Origin of the sequence: Pseudoalteromonas sp. SCSIO 43201, from assembly GCF_023716725.1 — a bacterium.
Classification (GTDB): domain Bacteria; phylum Pseudomonadota; class Gammaproteobacteria; order Enterobacterales; family Alteromonadaceae; genus Pseudoalteromonas; species Pseudoalteromonas peptidolytica.
Window position 1 is genome coordinate 2,740,872 of sequence record NZ_CP072683.1, and the last position, 15,892, is coordinate 2,756,763.

At 42.7% G+C, this 15,892-nt stretch carries 12 protein-coding genes; 8 read left to right on the forward strand and 4 right to left on the reverse strand.

What is annotated here, in order from left to right:
- Nucleotides 1-44 precede the first annotated feature (44 nt).
- From J8Z24_RS11795 to J8Z24_RS11805, 3 genes are all read right to left on the reverse strand, one after another.
- Nucleotides 45-296 (reverse strand): hypothetical protein, encoded by a 252-nt coding sequence (locus J8Z24_RS11795; protein ID WP_128730805.1) that lies wholly within the window; start codon nt 294-296, stop codon nt 45-47.
- 204 nt (nt 297-500) lie between these two features.
- The gene (locus J8Z24_RS11800; RefSeq protein ID WP_167508265.1) at nt 501-3,266 is read right to left on the reverse strand and encodes a TonB-dependent receptor plug domain-containing protein; all 2,766 of its coding nucleotides are present in this window, start codon (nt 3,264-3,266) and stop codon (nt 501-503) included.
- Nucleotides 3,267-3,764: 498 nt separating this feature from the next.
- The gene (locus tag J8Z24_RS11805) at nt 3,765-6,101 is read right to left on the reverse strand and encodes a DNA polymerase II (protein WP_252094729.1); all 2,337 of its coding nucleotides are present in this window, start codon (nt 6,099-6,101) and stop codon (nt 3,765-3,767) included.
- Nucleotides 6,102-6,266: 165 nt separating this feature from the next.
- Between J8Z24_RS11805 and dinG the strand changes: the two genes are divergently transcribed.
- The 7 genes from dinG (at nt 6,267) to J8Z24_RS11840 (ending at nt 11,973) form a co-directional block, all read left to right on the forward strand.
- Entirely contained in the window at nt 6,267-8,336 is a 2,070-nt protein-coding gene (gene dinG, locus J8Z24_RS11810; protein WP_128730802.1) for an ATP-dependent DNA helicase DinG, read from the forward strand.
- Nucleotides 8,337-8,338: 2 nt separating this feature from the next.
- Complete coding sequence (locus J8Z24_RS11815; protein ID WP_125252380.1) at nt 8,339-9,118, forward strand: TSUP family transporter; 780 nt, start codon at nt 8,339-8,341, stop codon at nt 9,116-9,118.
- The gene (locus tag J8Z24_RS11820; RefSeq protein ID WP_252094730.1) at nt 9,115-9,714 is read left to right on the forward strand and encodes a primosomal replication protein; all 600 of its coding nucleotides are present in this window, start codon (nt 9,115-9,117) and stop codon (nt 9,712-9,714) included. Before J8Z24_RS11815 ends, J8Z24_RS11820 begins: the two co-directional genes overlap by 4 nt.
- Nucleotides 9,714-10,619, forward strand: a complete 906-nt coding sequence (locus J8Z24_RS11825) for a histone deacetylase family protein (protein ID WP_128730800.1) — start codon at nt 9,714-9,716, stop codon at nt 10,617-10,619. Before J8Z24_RS11820 ends, J8Z24_RS11825 begins: the two co-directional genes overlap by 1 nt.
- A gap of 28 nt (nt 10,620-10,647) precedes the next feature.
- Nucleotides 10,648-10,920 carry a late competence development ComFB family protein gene (locus J8Z24_RS11830; protein ID WP_125252383.1) on the forward strand — a complete coding sequence of 91 codons (273 nt, stop codon included), beginning with the start codon at nt 10,648-10,650 and terminating at the stop codon, nt 10,918-10,920.
- Entirely contained in the window at nt 10,917-11,078 is a 162-nt protein-coding gene (gene rsmS / locus J8Z24_RS11835; RefSeq protein WP_128730799.1) for a pleiotropic regulatory protein RsmS, read from the forward strand. Before J8Z24_RS11830 ends, rsmS begins: the two co-directional genes overlap by 4 nt.
- Before the next feature lie 100 nt (nt 11,079-11,178).
- Nucleotides 11,179-11,973, forward strand: a complete 795-nt coding sequence (locus J8Z24_RS11840; RefSeq protein WP_147389979.1) for an NPP1 family protein — start codon at nt 11,179-11,181, stop codon at nt 11,971-11,973.
- 66 nt (nt 11,974-12,039) lie between these two features.
- Here the strand turns inward: J8Z24_RS11840 and J8Z24_RS11845 are convergent, their stop codons facing one another.
- Entirely contained in the window at nt 12,040-12,504 is a 465-nt protein-coding gene (locus J8Z24_RS11845; RefSeq protein WP_128730797.1) for a hypothetical protein, read from the reverse strand.
- A gap of 291 nt (nt 12,505-12,795) precedes the next feature.
- On the opposite strand from J8Z24_RS11845, the gene J8Z24_RS11850 reads away from it, so the two are divergent.
- Nucleotides 12,796-15,891, forward strand: a complete 3,096-nt coding sequence (locus tag J8Z24_RS11850; protein WP_252094731.1) for an efflux RND transporter permease subunit — start codon at nt 12,796-12,798, stop codon at nt 15,889-15,891.
- The last annotated feature ends 1 nt before the right edge of the window (nt 15,892 follow it).

Consider the following 15,892-nt stretch of genomic DNA (forward strand, 5'->3'; position numbering starts at 1 on the left):
AAAAACCAGGAGTTAACGCATTCCTTATCTAACCCTCAGGTTACTTAGCCGTCAGTCGCTATAGAGGAGCTATTGTTTAATGCTTCTCGTGTTAAGCGCCGCGCATTTTCTTTTTCATATTCGGCTTGTTTTTTATCAATACAGCGCTTGCGCTTTAATTTGCTACCAGTCATAGAGCTGACCTCGCACTCTAATTGACTTTTTTTGCTCGCTGTTGTTGCATCATTTTTAGTTCCAGATGTTGAGCTACACGCAAATAGAAATGCAGTAGTAAACAAAATTATTATTTTTTTCATCACAAGTCCTTCTTTATTTATTGTAATTAACTGGAATTTTGGGAAGTGGTAAGTAATTCAATCTTACCAAAATAAAGTTAACGATAATTTGTATTAATTTCAATATATTAATTATAAAAAAACACTTAAATTATATTGTGCAGTTTTGGTCGTCCATATACAAAAAAAGCGGGGAAACTTCCCCGCTTCTATTAAGTTTATAAATTAAAACTTAAATGTTGCTTTTGCATAGTATTCACGGCCAGTTAAGCGATGAACACGGATAAGCAGTCCGTTATCACCTTGCGATACATAAGGTGGCTGCTTGTCAAATAGGTTGTTGACACCCAAAGACAACGTCAACGTATCTGTTGCATGATAGTAACCAGATAGGTCGTTATAAATAACAGAGCCTACACTGCTAGATAGCTGATTTTTTGCTGGTGCTACATCATCAACAGCACTTTGGTACTGCATAGTGTGTGCCAGACCCCAATTATCACGGTCATAAGACACACGTAAGTTAGCACGCCAGTCATTAAATGCACCACGTCCACCATTCGCTATATCAGCACCGTAGTAGCCATCTAAGTCTTTAACCTCTAGGCCTTCAGCTTCAAGCGAAGTTTGTTCTAGTAGGTGCGTACCTGCAAGTTTGAAGCGAAGGTTGCCACCTAGAGCTTCCATTGCGTAGTTAAAGTCAAAGTCGATACCTTTTGAGTTGAAGAAACCTAAGTTTTGTGTTGATAAGTCAACACCAACAAGGTTGCCATCTAGGTTACGACGAGGACTGATACCTTTAGTTCCGTATGCCTCAGGGCCTTTGATAAGGTTACAAACTGGCGAAGAGAAGTTTTCACTCTCGTAGCATGTCTGAGCAATTGTTTCTAGCGTTAAGCTAGAGATTACATTGCTGATCTCAATGTCATAGTAGTCAACGGTAGCACTAAAGCCTTCGATAAAGTCTGGCGACCATACAAAACCAAAGGTCTTACTTTCAGAGGTCTCTGGACCTAGATCAGGGTTACCGCCCCACCATGAACCTGATTGAGCGTTTGGCTGTCCCCAGTTACCAGGAAGGCCGTCTGCTGCACAGTTGGCTTTAAATGTCGCTGAAAGATCATTGTTTGAGCCGTAGTTTTTACACGGATCACTGTATGAATCAGCTGATTGTGTAAATGGACGGAATAAGTCAGTAATCGACGGTGTACGGAACCCTTCAGAGTAGTTAGCACGAACCATTAACTCTGAGTTAGGACGCCATTCAAGCGCTATTTTCTTAGTCGTCTCAGCATCTTCAATTAGATTTACCTTGGTACGTCGAGCAGCAACGGTTAAGTCTAAGCGCTCAGCGAAAGCAACATCAGCTAATAGTGGGATATTGGCTTCAACATAGTAAGCTTTGGTGTTGTATTTACCAACTGAACCGCCAGGTGCAGTACCATAGATAGCGCCTAGGCCAGATGCACCGTCAACAATCGCTTCATAAGAAGTCGTAAGGTGCTCGTAACCTGCTGCCCAAGAAATTACACCGGCTGGTAATTCGAAGTCACCCGAATCACCCGTAATGTTAATTTGTAGCTGAGTGTCTTCAGAAATCTTAGTGTCTGTAAGAGGAACAATCACCCAATCAAGCATATCCTGAGTTAGGCTACCATCAACAAACGGGTTCCAAATGCCATCCGGCGTACCAGCAACAGCAGCAGCACATGCTTTTGAATCATCTGAGCTGTTATCTGCATTACAAAGCGCTGGATTTACCAACATATTCATGCGCTCTTGGTGTACACGGCCATCGATGAACTCATTAACACGACGATGGTTAAAGCCGTAGCTAAAGTCCCAATACCAGCCATTTGAGAACTCACCTTCAAAACCGGTTGTGATCAGGTACTCATATACATCAAAGTCTGTACGGCGGTTTCCTGACTCAGTAAGACGACGGTTTACATAAACCTCATCGCCCGTATTATTATTAGGGTGACTTTCAGGAACCGTCATGCCCCAGAACGTACCTACTGGCGCTAGATTTGTCGTGTTACTACGGTGAGTGAACATCGACTCAGAGAAAAACTCGATAGAAGAGAAATCTGTTTCAGCTAACTCATAACGACCTGCTGCGAAAAGGTTATAAGTTTCGCGCGGTTGATAAAGAATACTTGTAGAAGAATAGTTGTAGCTATCAGACGTAACAAACGGTCTTGGATTACCATTTTCGTCCATTACAAATCTGTCAGTCGTGTTGCCTTTTAGCTTGAATGTACCTGGTGAAGAGGTTGTTGAACCACCACATACGATTTTACCATCTTCTTCTTGGCGAGGACAGCTTGAAAAGTCACGGTCTTTACCATAAATAGCTTCACGCTTGTCATAACCTGCTGAGATGATTAGGCTGCCTTTGTCACCTTCAATACCGGTTACAAAGCTAATTGAGTCTGACTCGCCATCACCTTCAGAAGTTTCTTGGTAACGGAACTCTAGTTCAGTACCAGTGTAGTTTTTAGCAGTGATAAAGTTTACAACACCAGCTATCGCATCTGAGCCATAGATAGTTGAGGCACCATCACGAAGTACATCAACTCGTGCGATTGCAGCCATAGGAATAGTACTAATGTCACCACTGAAACGACGGCCGTTTAGTAGTACCAAAGTACGGTCAGAACCAAGGCCACGAAGGTTCATACTAACTGTACCATTACCGCCGTTATTTACGTTTGAACCATAACTACCACCGCTGATTACTGGTAGCTGCTGAACAAACTGCTCAAGAGTAGGTACACCTGAAGCCTTGATATCTTCCATTGAGAAAGAACTCACTGGCATTGCAGTTTCTAGGTCAGTACGCTTGATACGAGAACCGGTTACTTGAATTCGCTCTACGCTTTCAACTGATGCTTCTTCTGCAGCTGCGGTTGCGCTAAATACAGCTGTTGACGCTGCTCCAAACGCTAATCCAAGGCGTACAGCCTTGCTTACTTTATTATTTAACATTGATTGCTCCCTGATTATTTTTATGTGCCATGAAAATATATCCCTAGATAACATATAGTTAGGACTCTCGAACATAACTAACTTAGGGACAAGTCACTGCATGACGCAGCTATACTACTTTCTGTAACAACATAGGGTCAACATTCATTTTCATAATTTAAACCAAAGAAGAACCAGCATTAACATAAAAAATTAAAAAAATAATTAGTAAATACAGTAACTTATTAAACATCAAAAAAGTTCAAAAAAAATATATTTTTTTTAAAAAACCCCAGTCAACGCCCCAAACCAGGTACAGTAACTTAACAAAATGACGGACTTTTTTTCTTTTTTGATCGATTTGCGTACTCCAAAGCTTGAATTCTACTCAGAATAGACTAAGAGAGTATGGCGAACGAAGTGAATGTTAATGGTAAACAGCGAAAAAGCCGAGCCAAAAACAGCAACAAAATTAACATATAGAAGCAAAGCTATTGCTATAATTGGAATTTAACTGTTCTAAAGTAAGCTAAGACTTTGCTGGCCGTCGGGGCGTATGCTTAGCTGTGCAGCGTTCGGCAACATTTCATAGATAGGCAAAATTTGTTTTTCAATATACTGATAGTAATCAATATCTTTTAACTTATCTGGCACAGCGAACCTAGGTCCGTTGGTACTTAAATAATATGGTATTTGCGTACCTTTTCTAGCGCTTGTTAAAAGCCCTTCTTCAATCGCTTGTTTTGCAGCTCTTACTTGAGGTGGTATGTTTTTGGTATATAACTCCACTGATTTGCCCAGTTTTTTCCGATATACAAGCTTTTCATCGACTTCACCAGCAAAGATACGACTAATATATTGGTGTGTAATCACAACAGCGTCTTCTCCATCAAACAACGCTCGAATAACAGCTTGTTGGTATTCTTTTGCGATTTCAGTCCAGTCACTGCGAACGGTTTCCATCCCCTTAAATACTAGTTTCTTTTCACCCGCTTCAACAACTTGACCAACATAACGCTTTTTTGAGCCAATTTCTTGGCCACGGATTGTCGGCATAAAAAACGGGCTATAGTGCGTTTCAAATTCTATTTCTAGATAACTATCAAGACCAAAGCGCTCCACTAATTGATTACGCCACTTATCATTGATGGTATGCATTAGCTGTTTTCCAACAGCTTGGCACTCGTGACTCGCTAAACACTCAGGTAAGCAAACGAAAGTGGAGTCCGTATCGCCATAGATAACCTCATATCCTAACTGTTCAATCCAGGTTCTAGTTTGCTGCATAATTTGATGTCCGCGCATCGTTATTGAACTAGCAAGACGAGGATCGTAAAATCGACAGCCCTTTGATCCTAGTACGCCGTACAAGCTATTCATAATAATTTTAATAGCTTGTGACAACATCATATCGCTGTTCAATTTTGCTTTTTCACGGGCGCTTGCAAGTGAGGCAACTAAGCCAGGTAAATGATGTTGAGTGCGACTGAACTTACCTTTGTTAAACCCTTCAATTGCGTCGTTGGGAGCTTGTAACCCCTCAATTAATCCCATAGGGTCAATACAGAACGTGCGAATAATAGAGGGATAAAGGCTTTTAAAATCCAAAACCAAAATATTTTGGTAAAGCCCGGGTTTTGAGTCCATCACATAGCCGCCAGGGCTATCAAAGCTAATACCATGCTCTGATAAATTAGGGGCGATATAACCACTTCGATGTAATAGTGGTAAGTATAGATTAGTAAATGCGGCCACAGAGCCACCCATTTTCTCAAGCTCCAGTCCTGTCAGTTGCGTGCGCGCAAGCGCAAACTCCAATAAGTTTAGCTTGAGAAATATATCTAAAACTAGCTGGCAATCCTGCATATTATATGCGGCCAAAGCAGGCTTATCATGATGGAATTGGCGGATGATCTCTTCGAGGCGGTCATCTTGCGCAATAAGCTTTGTGCGCCCAAGTATTTTCTCCGCCACAAAGCTGAGCTTGAAAGTTTCAAAGTGGTAGGTGGCATTTTTCATAATATCTATGCCATCTAGCATAACTCTGCCCGGAATTAACACTCGGGTGTAATTCCCTTTAAATATCGACATCGCACCACCGTCTCGCCCAATAGACAATACCACTCCGTTCGCTTGTGCACGCTCAGCTAATATGCTTGCATCGAACTCAATCACGTTCCAGCCAATTAAGACATCTGGATCCAGTCGGTTTATTTGCGTCACTAACTCTTGTAATAATGCGATTTCATCATGAACCCAAATCACATCAACGGTGGCTGGTTGTGGTTCACCTATCATGATGACAAATTGCTCGAGCTTAGTAACAAGTCCGATTGAAAACAACACACCTTCACCGTTGCATTCAATATCTATTGATAGCATGTCAAGATTTGGCCGATAATCATCTGAGGCTTTAAATTGTGCTTGGGTAATTTCAACGTAACCTTGTTTGTGTGTCGCATGCCCCTTGACCCAAGCAGCTCCTTTAATAAATCGCTCCATTAAATAGCGGTCAGTATGACGAATATCTTCTTCATATAATGTAACTTGGTTTTCAAGCAGCTGCTTTGCTTCGTAGAACTGAGGTAAACTACGAAACTTCACGACACAAACGGGGTTCTGATCAAAGTGCTTTAGTTGACTGGAAAAAATGTCAAAGCGTACCTGACTCTGATTGAGGATCTCTGTTACTTTGGTGCGCTGCGTGAGCTTTATAAAAAATAGTGGCTGCTCACCATCCACCCATACCTTCAGCAAATGCTGGTGTGACTTAAGCCAATAGCACAAACGCAGCTTACCGTTTACTTGTATTTGCTGTCTTGATAATACAAAGCCCTGATATATCGCTTGTGCCAACTCCAATACCACCCTAAAATAGCTCAATCACTGTAATTATATCCACCTGTTTATTGAACATAAAGGCGTTTACAACTAAACCGACCTAATTAGGATAACGATTAAACACAAATTTAGTTCAAGTGGTAGGCTTGTTCCATCTTTGCACACTAGGCCAGATACATTATGCTCTCAGACAAATTAAAAAAAACCATCCGTCAAGCACATCAGCAAATAGCGTCTGCTTTAGATGGCTTTCGCCCGCGTCCGAGCCAAAACTATCTAGTTGCCGAAATAGCCAAAACGCTGAGTGGCGATTATCATCGAACTCAACGTATATGTGTAATCGAAGCTGGAACCGGCACCGGCAAATCTCTCGCGTATTTGTTAGGCGCGCTACCAGTTGCACTTTCTAGCAAAAAAAAACTTGTGATTTCAACGGCAACGGTGGCTTTACAAGAACAGCTCATCAACAAAGAGTTGCCTTTTTTGCAGGCTCATTCGGGTTTGGATTTTAAGTTTGACTTGGTTAAAGGTCGCCAGCGCTATATTTGTGTACAAAAGCTTATGGCAGCGGTAAGTGATGATGAAATGCAGTTGTCCATGATGCCGACAACCAGTAGTCCATTATCAAAAGCCGAACAAAGCTGTTTAAGAGAGCTTGCCCTCGCTTACCAAGAAAAACGCTGGCAAGGAGACCGAGATAGTTGGGAAGATACCATTCCTGACAAGGTCTGGAACATCATTGCTTGCGATAAACATGCTTGCCAACGTCAGCTAAAATCTCATCACTTGTGCCCTTTTCATTTAGCAAGACAGAAGATCGCACAAATGGATGTGTTGGTAATAAACCATGCGTTACTACTTGCAGATCTTGAGTTAGGTGGCGGGACTATTTTACCTGAACCTGAAGACACCTTTTATGTGATAGACGAAGCACATCACCTTCCCCATATCACCCGTGATTTTTCCTCTGCTGCTGCAACAATTAAGGGGACTATTGAGTGGCTTGAAAAGCTCCTCAAGTTTAGTGGAAAAATGGCCAACACTGTGGTTTCACAAAAGGCCATAGGACAAAACTTTAAGTTAAATGATGCCGCCAATGACGCCGCGAAATATCTAAAAGCAGTACGAGATATTCTCGATCAAAGTGATTTTACTTACAATGATGATGACACCTACCGTTTTAGCCATGGAGAGGTGCCTGAAAGCCTAACAGTAAAAGCAAAAGATATTGCTGATGCTACGCAAGACGCACTACGTTGCCTCACAAAAATGCACGATGCTTTATCTGGTGATGTCTCTGATGGTGATGTGCAAGCATTTTTAGCAGATCCATTACTTGTGGAAAGTGGTCAGTATATAAACCGTTTAGAGCAGCTGAATAAATTGTGGTTCAGCTATGCGAAAAAGGGAGAAAACGTCCCCCATGCAAGATGGATTAAGCGTTTAGAATACAAAAATCATCATGACCACCTGTTGTGCGACTGCCCTATTGAAGTAGGCTATTACCTAAAAGATAATCTTTGGCGAGAATGTGCAGGTGCCGTGTTGTGTTCAGCAACACTTAGTGCACTGGGCAACTTTGACCACTTTGCTCATGAAAGTGGCTTGGCAAAAGAACCTGGGGTCAAATATATCAAAGCAGATTCTCCATTTGATTATCCAAATCAAGCCACCTTACATTTGCCCAAAACACCAACCGATCCAACCGATAAAGCATTTAGCGATTACCTTGGCGAAGCGCTACCGAATTATCTAGACACGAATAAAGCAAACCTTGTGTTATTTGCATCTTATTGGCAAATGAATCACGTTGTAGAAAAGCTAAGAAGCAAAAAGCTTAATATTTTAGTACAAGGGGAGTTGTCTCGTGATGCTTTGCTCACCCGCCATAAAGCCAATATCGACTTGGGTCGTGGCAGTATTTTATTTGGCACGCAGAGTTTATCCGAGGGTTTAGATCTCCCCGGCAAGTACCTAGAAAACCTTATTGTAACCAAGATCCCTTTTGCCGTCCCCACCTCACCTATTGAGGAAGCGCAAGCCGAGTTCATACAAAGTAAAGGCGGCAATCCATTTTTATCTATAACAGTGCCTGATGCTGCGAAGAAATTAGTACAAAGCTGTGGTAGACTGCTGCGCAAAGAATCAGATTCCGGCCGTATCACCATCTTAGATAGACGCTTGGTTACCAAGCGGTATGGTAAAGCCATGCTTGATACTCTGCCACCTTACAAAAGGCAAATTGATTAATAATGTTTGAACTCGCGTTAGAACCCACTACATGGGGGTTACTTTGCTTAGTCGCACTGGCTGCTGGATTTATTGACGCTATTGCTGGGGGCGGTGGACTACTAACTGTGCCCGCGTTGTTGACAGCCGGACTTCCACCACATTTAACGTTGGGCACCAATAAACTTGCCGCCAGTTTTGGCTCACTTACGGCCAGTTTTACTTACTATAAAAAGCAGCTGTTTAAGCCTAGCTTTTGGATAGGTTCTACTATTGCGACTGCTATAGGCGCGGTATTGGGCACTCTACTGGTCGATTTTCTTAGTATCGAGTTTTTAAATAAGTTGATACCTATCATTATTATTGTTGTTGCAATATACAGCTTGGTCGGCAAACTAAGCCCAACCGATTCACATACATTGCCCGAAGCTAATCGAGCGCTAAAAATAAAACAGTGGGCTCAAGGTCTGTCTCTCGGGTTCTTCGATGGTATGGCAGGACCAGGGACTGGTACTTTTTGGACGGCTTCAAACAGCATGCTATATAAAATGAGCTTGCTGTTGAACTGCGGCCTTGCTCGTTCAATGAACTTTGTTTCTAACTTTATTTCATTGATCACTTTTGTCGCTTTGGGACACGTAAACTTTTTATTGGGTGTAACCATGGGGGCATTTTTAATGTTTGGCGCATGGCTTGGCGCACACTCAGCCATAAAATTTGGTAACAAGTTGATCAAACCGTTATTTAATACCGTCGTCATTATTCTTGCTGGCAAGCTTATTATTGAGGCTTATTTTTCATGAGTGTGGGGCTTATCAAACTAGAACAGCAAATTAGCCGCTTGAAGCAACAAGCCGTGAAATTTGATGCTGCCAAATGGTTTGATAAGAACCGCTATATGCAGGCGCAACCGAGCTTATTCGATACTCGAGTGTTTCGAACCAAAAGCTTAAAGCTCAGTGATTATGTTGATGAGATCTCAGAAGCAATGACTCACCTGCCACCTAGCGAGCAACGTCACGCTTTTGCATTTGCAATAGAGCGGATAGGTTCGCAGATGGAGGCGGTGTTAAAAGTATTAAAATCAACCCCTGTATGGGCCAAAGAAAATAAACTCAACACTCCAAAGAAGGCCAAAGTTTATAAAAAAGCCGTACAAAAAATCATGCAATCCTCTCATGAGTTATATCAAGAGCTCTCGCAAAATCATGAGTTTGAACGTAGATTACAAGAAATGATAGACCTGAGAAGGCTACAAATGGACAAGGCGAACGGCAATGAAGCTGCTAAGCTTAACGCCGAAATTTTAGCCCTCCATGCTCGCCTTGGTCGTTGCAGAAAAGCCATTACGGCCACCGAGCAAAAAATTCAAGAAGTAGAAAAAAGTCAAAATCGATAATGCTTTACTACCACCCAATTTACAGCGCCCTAGCTTTACCAAAGCATCACCGCTTCCCAATCAGCAAATATCAAAAATTATATCAACGATTAAATAACAACAAGTTTGCCGAGCATATCAAGCAGCCTGAGCAAAAGATTACCCGCGATGCACTCCTTCTTTGCCATGACAGCGGTTACGTTGATGCCTTTTTAGCAGGTACCCTGAGCGACAAAGCTATTAAGAGAATGGGCTTTCCTTGGAGCCGACAACTTGTGGAGCGTACCTTGATTTCTTTGGGTGGCAGTTTAGCAGCAGCTGAGTATGCACTAACGCATGGCATTGCAGCCAACCTAAGTGGCGGCTATCATCATGCTCATCGTGAGTTTGGCAGTGGTTTTTGCATTTTTAATGACTGGGTAGTTGTTGCCGCGACCTTAATTGCACAACATCAAGCTGAGAAAGTGCTGATCTTTGACTGTGATGTCCACCAAGGTGACGGCACCGCAGCCCTAGCCAAAGGGCGTGATGATATTGTCACCTGCTCTATTCACTGTGAAAGCAACTTCCCAAGGATCAAACCCAATTCAGATTTAGACTTTGCATTACCGGTGGGAACAGAAGACAAACAATACCTTGAAACTGTTCAAGAAGCGATAACGCTAGCTACACGTATACATCAGCCAGATATTATTTTATATAATGCTGGTGCAGATATTTACCAAGGCGATGAATTAGGCCACTTCAATATCTCGCTCGAGGGCGTATACACCCGTGATTCAATTGTAATTGACTGTGCCGTTACACAAAATATCCCCTTAGCTATCGCGCTCGGTGGTGGCTATCAAAGAAACATCGACCAACTTATAGATGTACATCAACAAACCTTTTTGGCTTTGTTAGGTAACCCCGCTATTATGATATAAACTAAAAAAGGAATGTGCAGGAGGCGGTATGAAATTACATGACGATATACATAATTATTACGAAAAGCTGGTTGTTGAGCATATTGTTCGTCGTAAACTAGATAAAGTCTATGATGAAGATGTTATGGCTGATTTTTGCTGCACTGTATTAAATCAGCTGCCTTCACGTTACATTCGCTATGATGTAGATATGGAGTTTTACCTCCCGCAACCAGAAAGAGAAAAAATGGAAAAGGCAGTTGACGTCGCCATCGAATTTGCTGTTGCCCAAATCGCCAAAAAGAAGCAGTTTCAAGAATGAGTACTCCGTTAGAACAAGCTCCAACCCATGTAAAGCTCGCCATTGATCTCATCATGTTGCTTGAACAGCATGAGATCCCTGCTGAAGAAGTGCTCGCTGCACTTGAGATTGTTCAGTCTGATTTCAAAAATAAATTAAATCCAGAACAAAAAACTTAACACATTATATACAATCAAGTCATACTTCCGCGATAATCTTGGATCCTAATCTCGGCGTTAGCGGCTGCTAACGCCAATTATACCCATTAAGGAAAGCGATATGACAACACCATATAAACCTCTTTTATCTCTTGCGATTGTGCTTGCTGGCGTGCAAATAGCGCAGGCTCATGATTTCATAGCCTTAGATGAAGCACTCCCCGCCCCTTACATCATTAACGGTACAGAGCCGGTATTTGATTTTGATGGTGACGGTTGCCTCCCAAGTGCTGGGATAAGCCGAACCGGCGAACAAAACTCGGGGTTAAAAACTTCTGGACGTATCACTGGCGATTGCCGCGACAATCAATTTTTAAATACCTCAAATACTGTACATCGCTACGCCTGCAAAACGACCGAAAGCGGTGATTATTGTGGCCACTTTTATGCACTTTATTTTAAGAAAGATCAGGTATTTGACTATTTTGGCGGAGGCCACCGGCACGACTGGGAATATGCAGCGGTGTGGACGCTTGATGGGTTAGTCACACACGGAAGCTATAGCGCTCATGGCGATCTATTTACGAAACCGGCTCAAGAGCTGCCATTTGAAAATGGTCATTTAAAGATTGTCTATCATAAGGATGGCATATTGACGCATGCACTTCGTTTTGCCAAGCATAATGAGATTGCTGAAAATGGTTATCACCGCTTTGTAACCCCTCCGATAATAAGTTGGTATCACATGACTGGCGACAACATCTCAAATATAGACTTACGTGATAAGCTGAATCAATATGACTACGGCTCTGCGACTTTACCGGTAAAAGATAGTCGCTTTCTTAATAATTTAAATCGTTTTAAACCTGAGGGTTACCCTACCTATACACAAAGCGATATTAATGCCTCTAGATAGATTACACTGAACTATCTCACAGGCTATGTGCTTCAAAAGCACTTAGCCTGAGACTTCTCATACCAGTTACGACATCGTTTCCGAAGGTGTATTCTGACGAGCTTGTGTCAATTTATACTGCGCAAAAAAGATACTGTCTACCTCACTGCTATTAGGATCAGTGAAATACGCAATATCACTTCGATGTGGCTGTGGTGAGAGATGATTGCCGTCTTCCCAGTATAGTACCGCGTGTTTTATCAGTTCACCTAAATAGGTATGATCCCACGCATAATGACAAAAACCATGATGATCGCTCAAATTTGGCGAATATGCTTTACTCATCGGCTTAGCCAGCTGAGCATTTTTATAGTCAGCAAAATGCTTCGCATCTTGTTCTGCGCAAAGTGGATCAGTGAAATAAGCGACATCACGTCTAGGTGGTAATGCCTGTGGCAGGCCAAACTTATCCGTTATCCCACCACATTCCACTACTATCCACTGAACAAAATGTGCACCAATAATATGATCCCATTTTAACGCTACAAACATAAACTCTCCTTTTATACTTCATTAACTAATCAACACTATTGCAAAGAGCTGATCGCGCGGGCCCTAGTTTAACGACTTAATAGCTCTGTGCTAGTCAAAGTTCTATCGGGTTTATTCCAGATCAAAAAGTTTTTCAATCTATAAAAAAGCGTTACAAGGTATTACGAGAATGCACTTTATCGCTTATTTTCGCCGATTGGACGCTAACTTCGAAAAACGTAAGATTTACTTTACTGGCACTTTTTTTACATCACACTACAATGCAAAAAAAGCAAGATTGGAAGTATAGCAATGAACATAACACGTAGTTCGCTTAAGAATCCAGCGAGTGTAATTGTCATTCTGGTACTCATAATGCTGTTTGGAATGTTAAGTATTTTTAAACTCCCCATACAGTTAACACCAGATATAGAGCAACCTCAAATCACTATTTTTTCTGGATGGCGCCAAGCTGCTCCAGAAGAAATTGAGTCAGTGATAATTGAGCCGCTAGAAAATGCAGTTAAAAATACCCCAGGCGCACTTGAGATAAACACCAATATTAATAGGGGTAATGGTTCTATCACGCTCACTTTCGCTGTCGGTGCGAATATGCAGCAAGCCATGTTGGACGTATTAACTAGCTTGAATCAAGCTCCGCCATTACCTTTAGATGCGATTGACCCTGTAGTTTTTGCTGGCGGCAACAATGGCGAAGCCGCGGCCACTTTACTCGTCACGCCCAAAGACTATCACTCAGATAGTCTCGACTTCGATATGGCGCAATTTCAAAAACAAATAGATGAATTTATCGAGCCGAGACTTGCCCGTATTCCCGGGGTTGCCAGAGTCGACCTTGCCAGCGAGCGCCCCAAAGAGTTACGCATTACTTTTGACCCTCACAAGGCCGCAGCATTGGGCATTAGCCTAAACCAAATTAGTAATGTTTTAGCCAGTTCTAGGGATACCTCAGGCGGTCTTGCCAATGTGGGAAGACGCCAATATACAGTCAGATTTACAGGCCAATACGACCTTTCAAGTATGGCACAAATGCGCGTTGGTTACTCCGGTGATAGACCCATATATTTGGGGGATATTGCCAGTGTCGAGCGCACCTTTTCAGACCGTCTAGGTATGAGTGGGCGCAACGGTAAACCCGCCTACTACATCCGAATTTCAAGAGCAAATGAAGCCAATACAGTGGCATTGTTAGATGAGATAAACCAAGCCATTAATGAGTTAAATCAAGGTCCTTTAGCAGAAAATGGTCTGTCTATCGAACTGAGCTTTGACGCCTCAGTGCATATCCGAAACGCGCTGTCACTAGTGAAAGGAAATTTAGGCCTTGGCGTGCTGCTTTCTTGTTTAATTCTGTGGCTATTTTTCAGAGGGATTAAAGCGACTGTTGTTATAGCGGTAACTATTCCTGTTTCCCTGATGGTGGCATTTCTCACACTTAATATTTTTGACCGTAGCCTTAATGTGATCTCTCTTGCGGGACTTGCATTTGCTGTGGGGTTGGTTTTAGATGCTGCCATCATAGTGCAGGAAAATATAGCACGGCTTCGCACCGAGGGGTTTGATAGTAAAAAGGCCGCACTAAAGGGCGCGGCGCAAGTGACTGGCGCGCTCTTTGCTTCAACGACTACAAGTGTAGCCATCTTTTTACCTATTCTCTTTATGGCCGGTATTGAAGGCCAGCTGTTTTCGGATTTAGCACTGACACTCTCTATTGCGGTTATTGCGTCCATGCTCTGCGCCATCACACTCATTCCGCTTGCCAACCATCTTTGGCCTGACAGTGAAATAAAAACAGACCCTTACCACCAATACTGGCAAAAACTCACGAACTTCATCATGAAATTGACCAATAGCCGAACTAAGCAACTCACTTGGATTGGGGTGTTACTTGGTGGCTCGGTGGTTGCAACAATGACCATGCTACCAAAAACTGACTTTATGCCCCGAGCACCAACAGATGGCTTCTTCTTCAGTTTAGTAACGCCTCCTGGTGGTAATGTCCAATTTATGGAAGAAGAGTTATTACTGAGAGTAAAAAAGCGTTTGATGCCATATTACGAAGGCGCAAAGGAGCCCGGAATAAAAGATTTTAACTTTTATGCTTTTGGCTCCAATGCCGGGGGGTTTATTTATTCTGCCGATCCGCAGCGTGTCGAAGAATTGATGAAAGTAGCGCGAGAGGAAATTTTTGTTGACCTGCCCGATACGCAAGTCTTTTTCTTTCGAGGCTCAATGATCCAGGTAGCCAATGGTGGTGACGGCCGCGACATTAATATTGATATCACCGGCCCAAATATGGATGACTTAATTACAGGCGCTGAAGTTGCGTTAGGAGCCGTAAAAGAGGCATTGCCACAAGCAACAGCTAGGCCTCAGCCGCGCTTAGACATGGCTGAGCCAGAGCTAAGGCTTACACCAAACGATCGCCGTATCACGCAAGCGGGGTTAACACGTCGCGATGTATCGCAGGCCGTTCAAGCTTACACTGGAGGTTTATTTATCAATGAGTACTTTGATGGTAACGAACGTATGAATGTCATCTTACGCGGTATTCCATGGAAGAACCCAGAAGAGCTGAAGGCATTACCCATAGTAACTCCACATTCTGGTATTCAAACGCTTGGTGAACTTGCCAACATTGAGCGTACTGTTGGTCCAACTCAGTTACGGCGAGTAAATGGTCGCCGAACAGTAAGCATCGTTGTCACTCCACCAGCTGACATGAGCTTGCAACAAGTTCAGACTATTTTGACTGAGCAAGTTATGCCTAAAGTCAGAGCAAGCATACCTGATAGCGCCGGTGTGATTTTGGCCGGAAACGCCCAGAAGATGAACTCTGCAATGGCCGAAATGGCGCTCAACTTTGTGTTGGCACTGTTTATTTTATTCCTATTAATGACAGCTCTATTTAAATCTGCAAAAGATAGCGTACTGGTGTTACTAGTTATGCCCCTAGCGATTGCCGGTGGTGTACTGGCACTATATATATTGAACCTATTTACCTTCCAATCGTTAGACTTACTGACCATGATTGGCTTTATTATTCTCCTTGGGCTGGTTGTTAATAATGCCATTCTATTGGTCGACCAAACTCGGGTTGCCATGGCTTCAGGCATGAGTCGAGAAACCGCAGTAAGGCAAGCGGTACTGCTAAGAGCGCGGCCAGTATATTTAAGTACGCTAACGAGTTTGTTCGGTATGCTGCCACTAATGCTTATGCCTGGTGTAGGCTCAGAAATTTACCGTGGTCTTGCCACTGTTATCGTAGGTGGGATGGCAATCAGCGCGCTATTTACTTTAGTGCTCATGCCAAGCTTGTTACAGCTTGGGCGAAAAACTCCGCCTTGCCAAGGCAACCAGCAAGTAACCAAAGCCCCCTTAGCTTAGT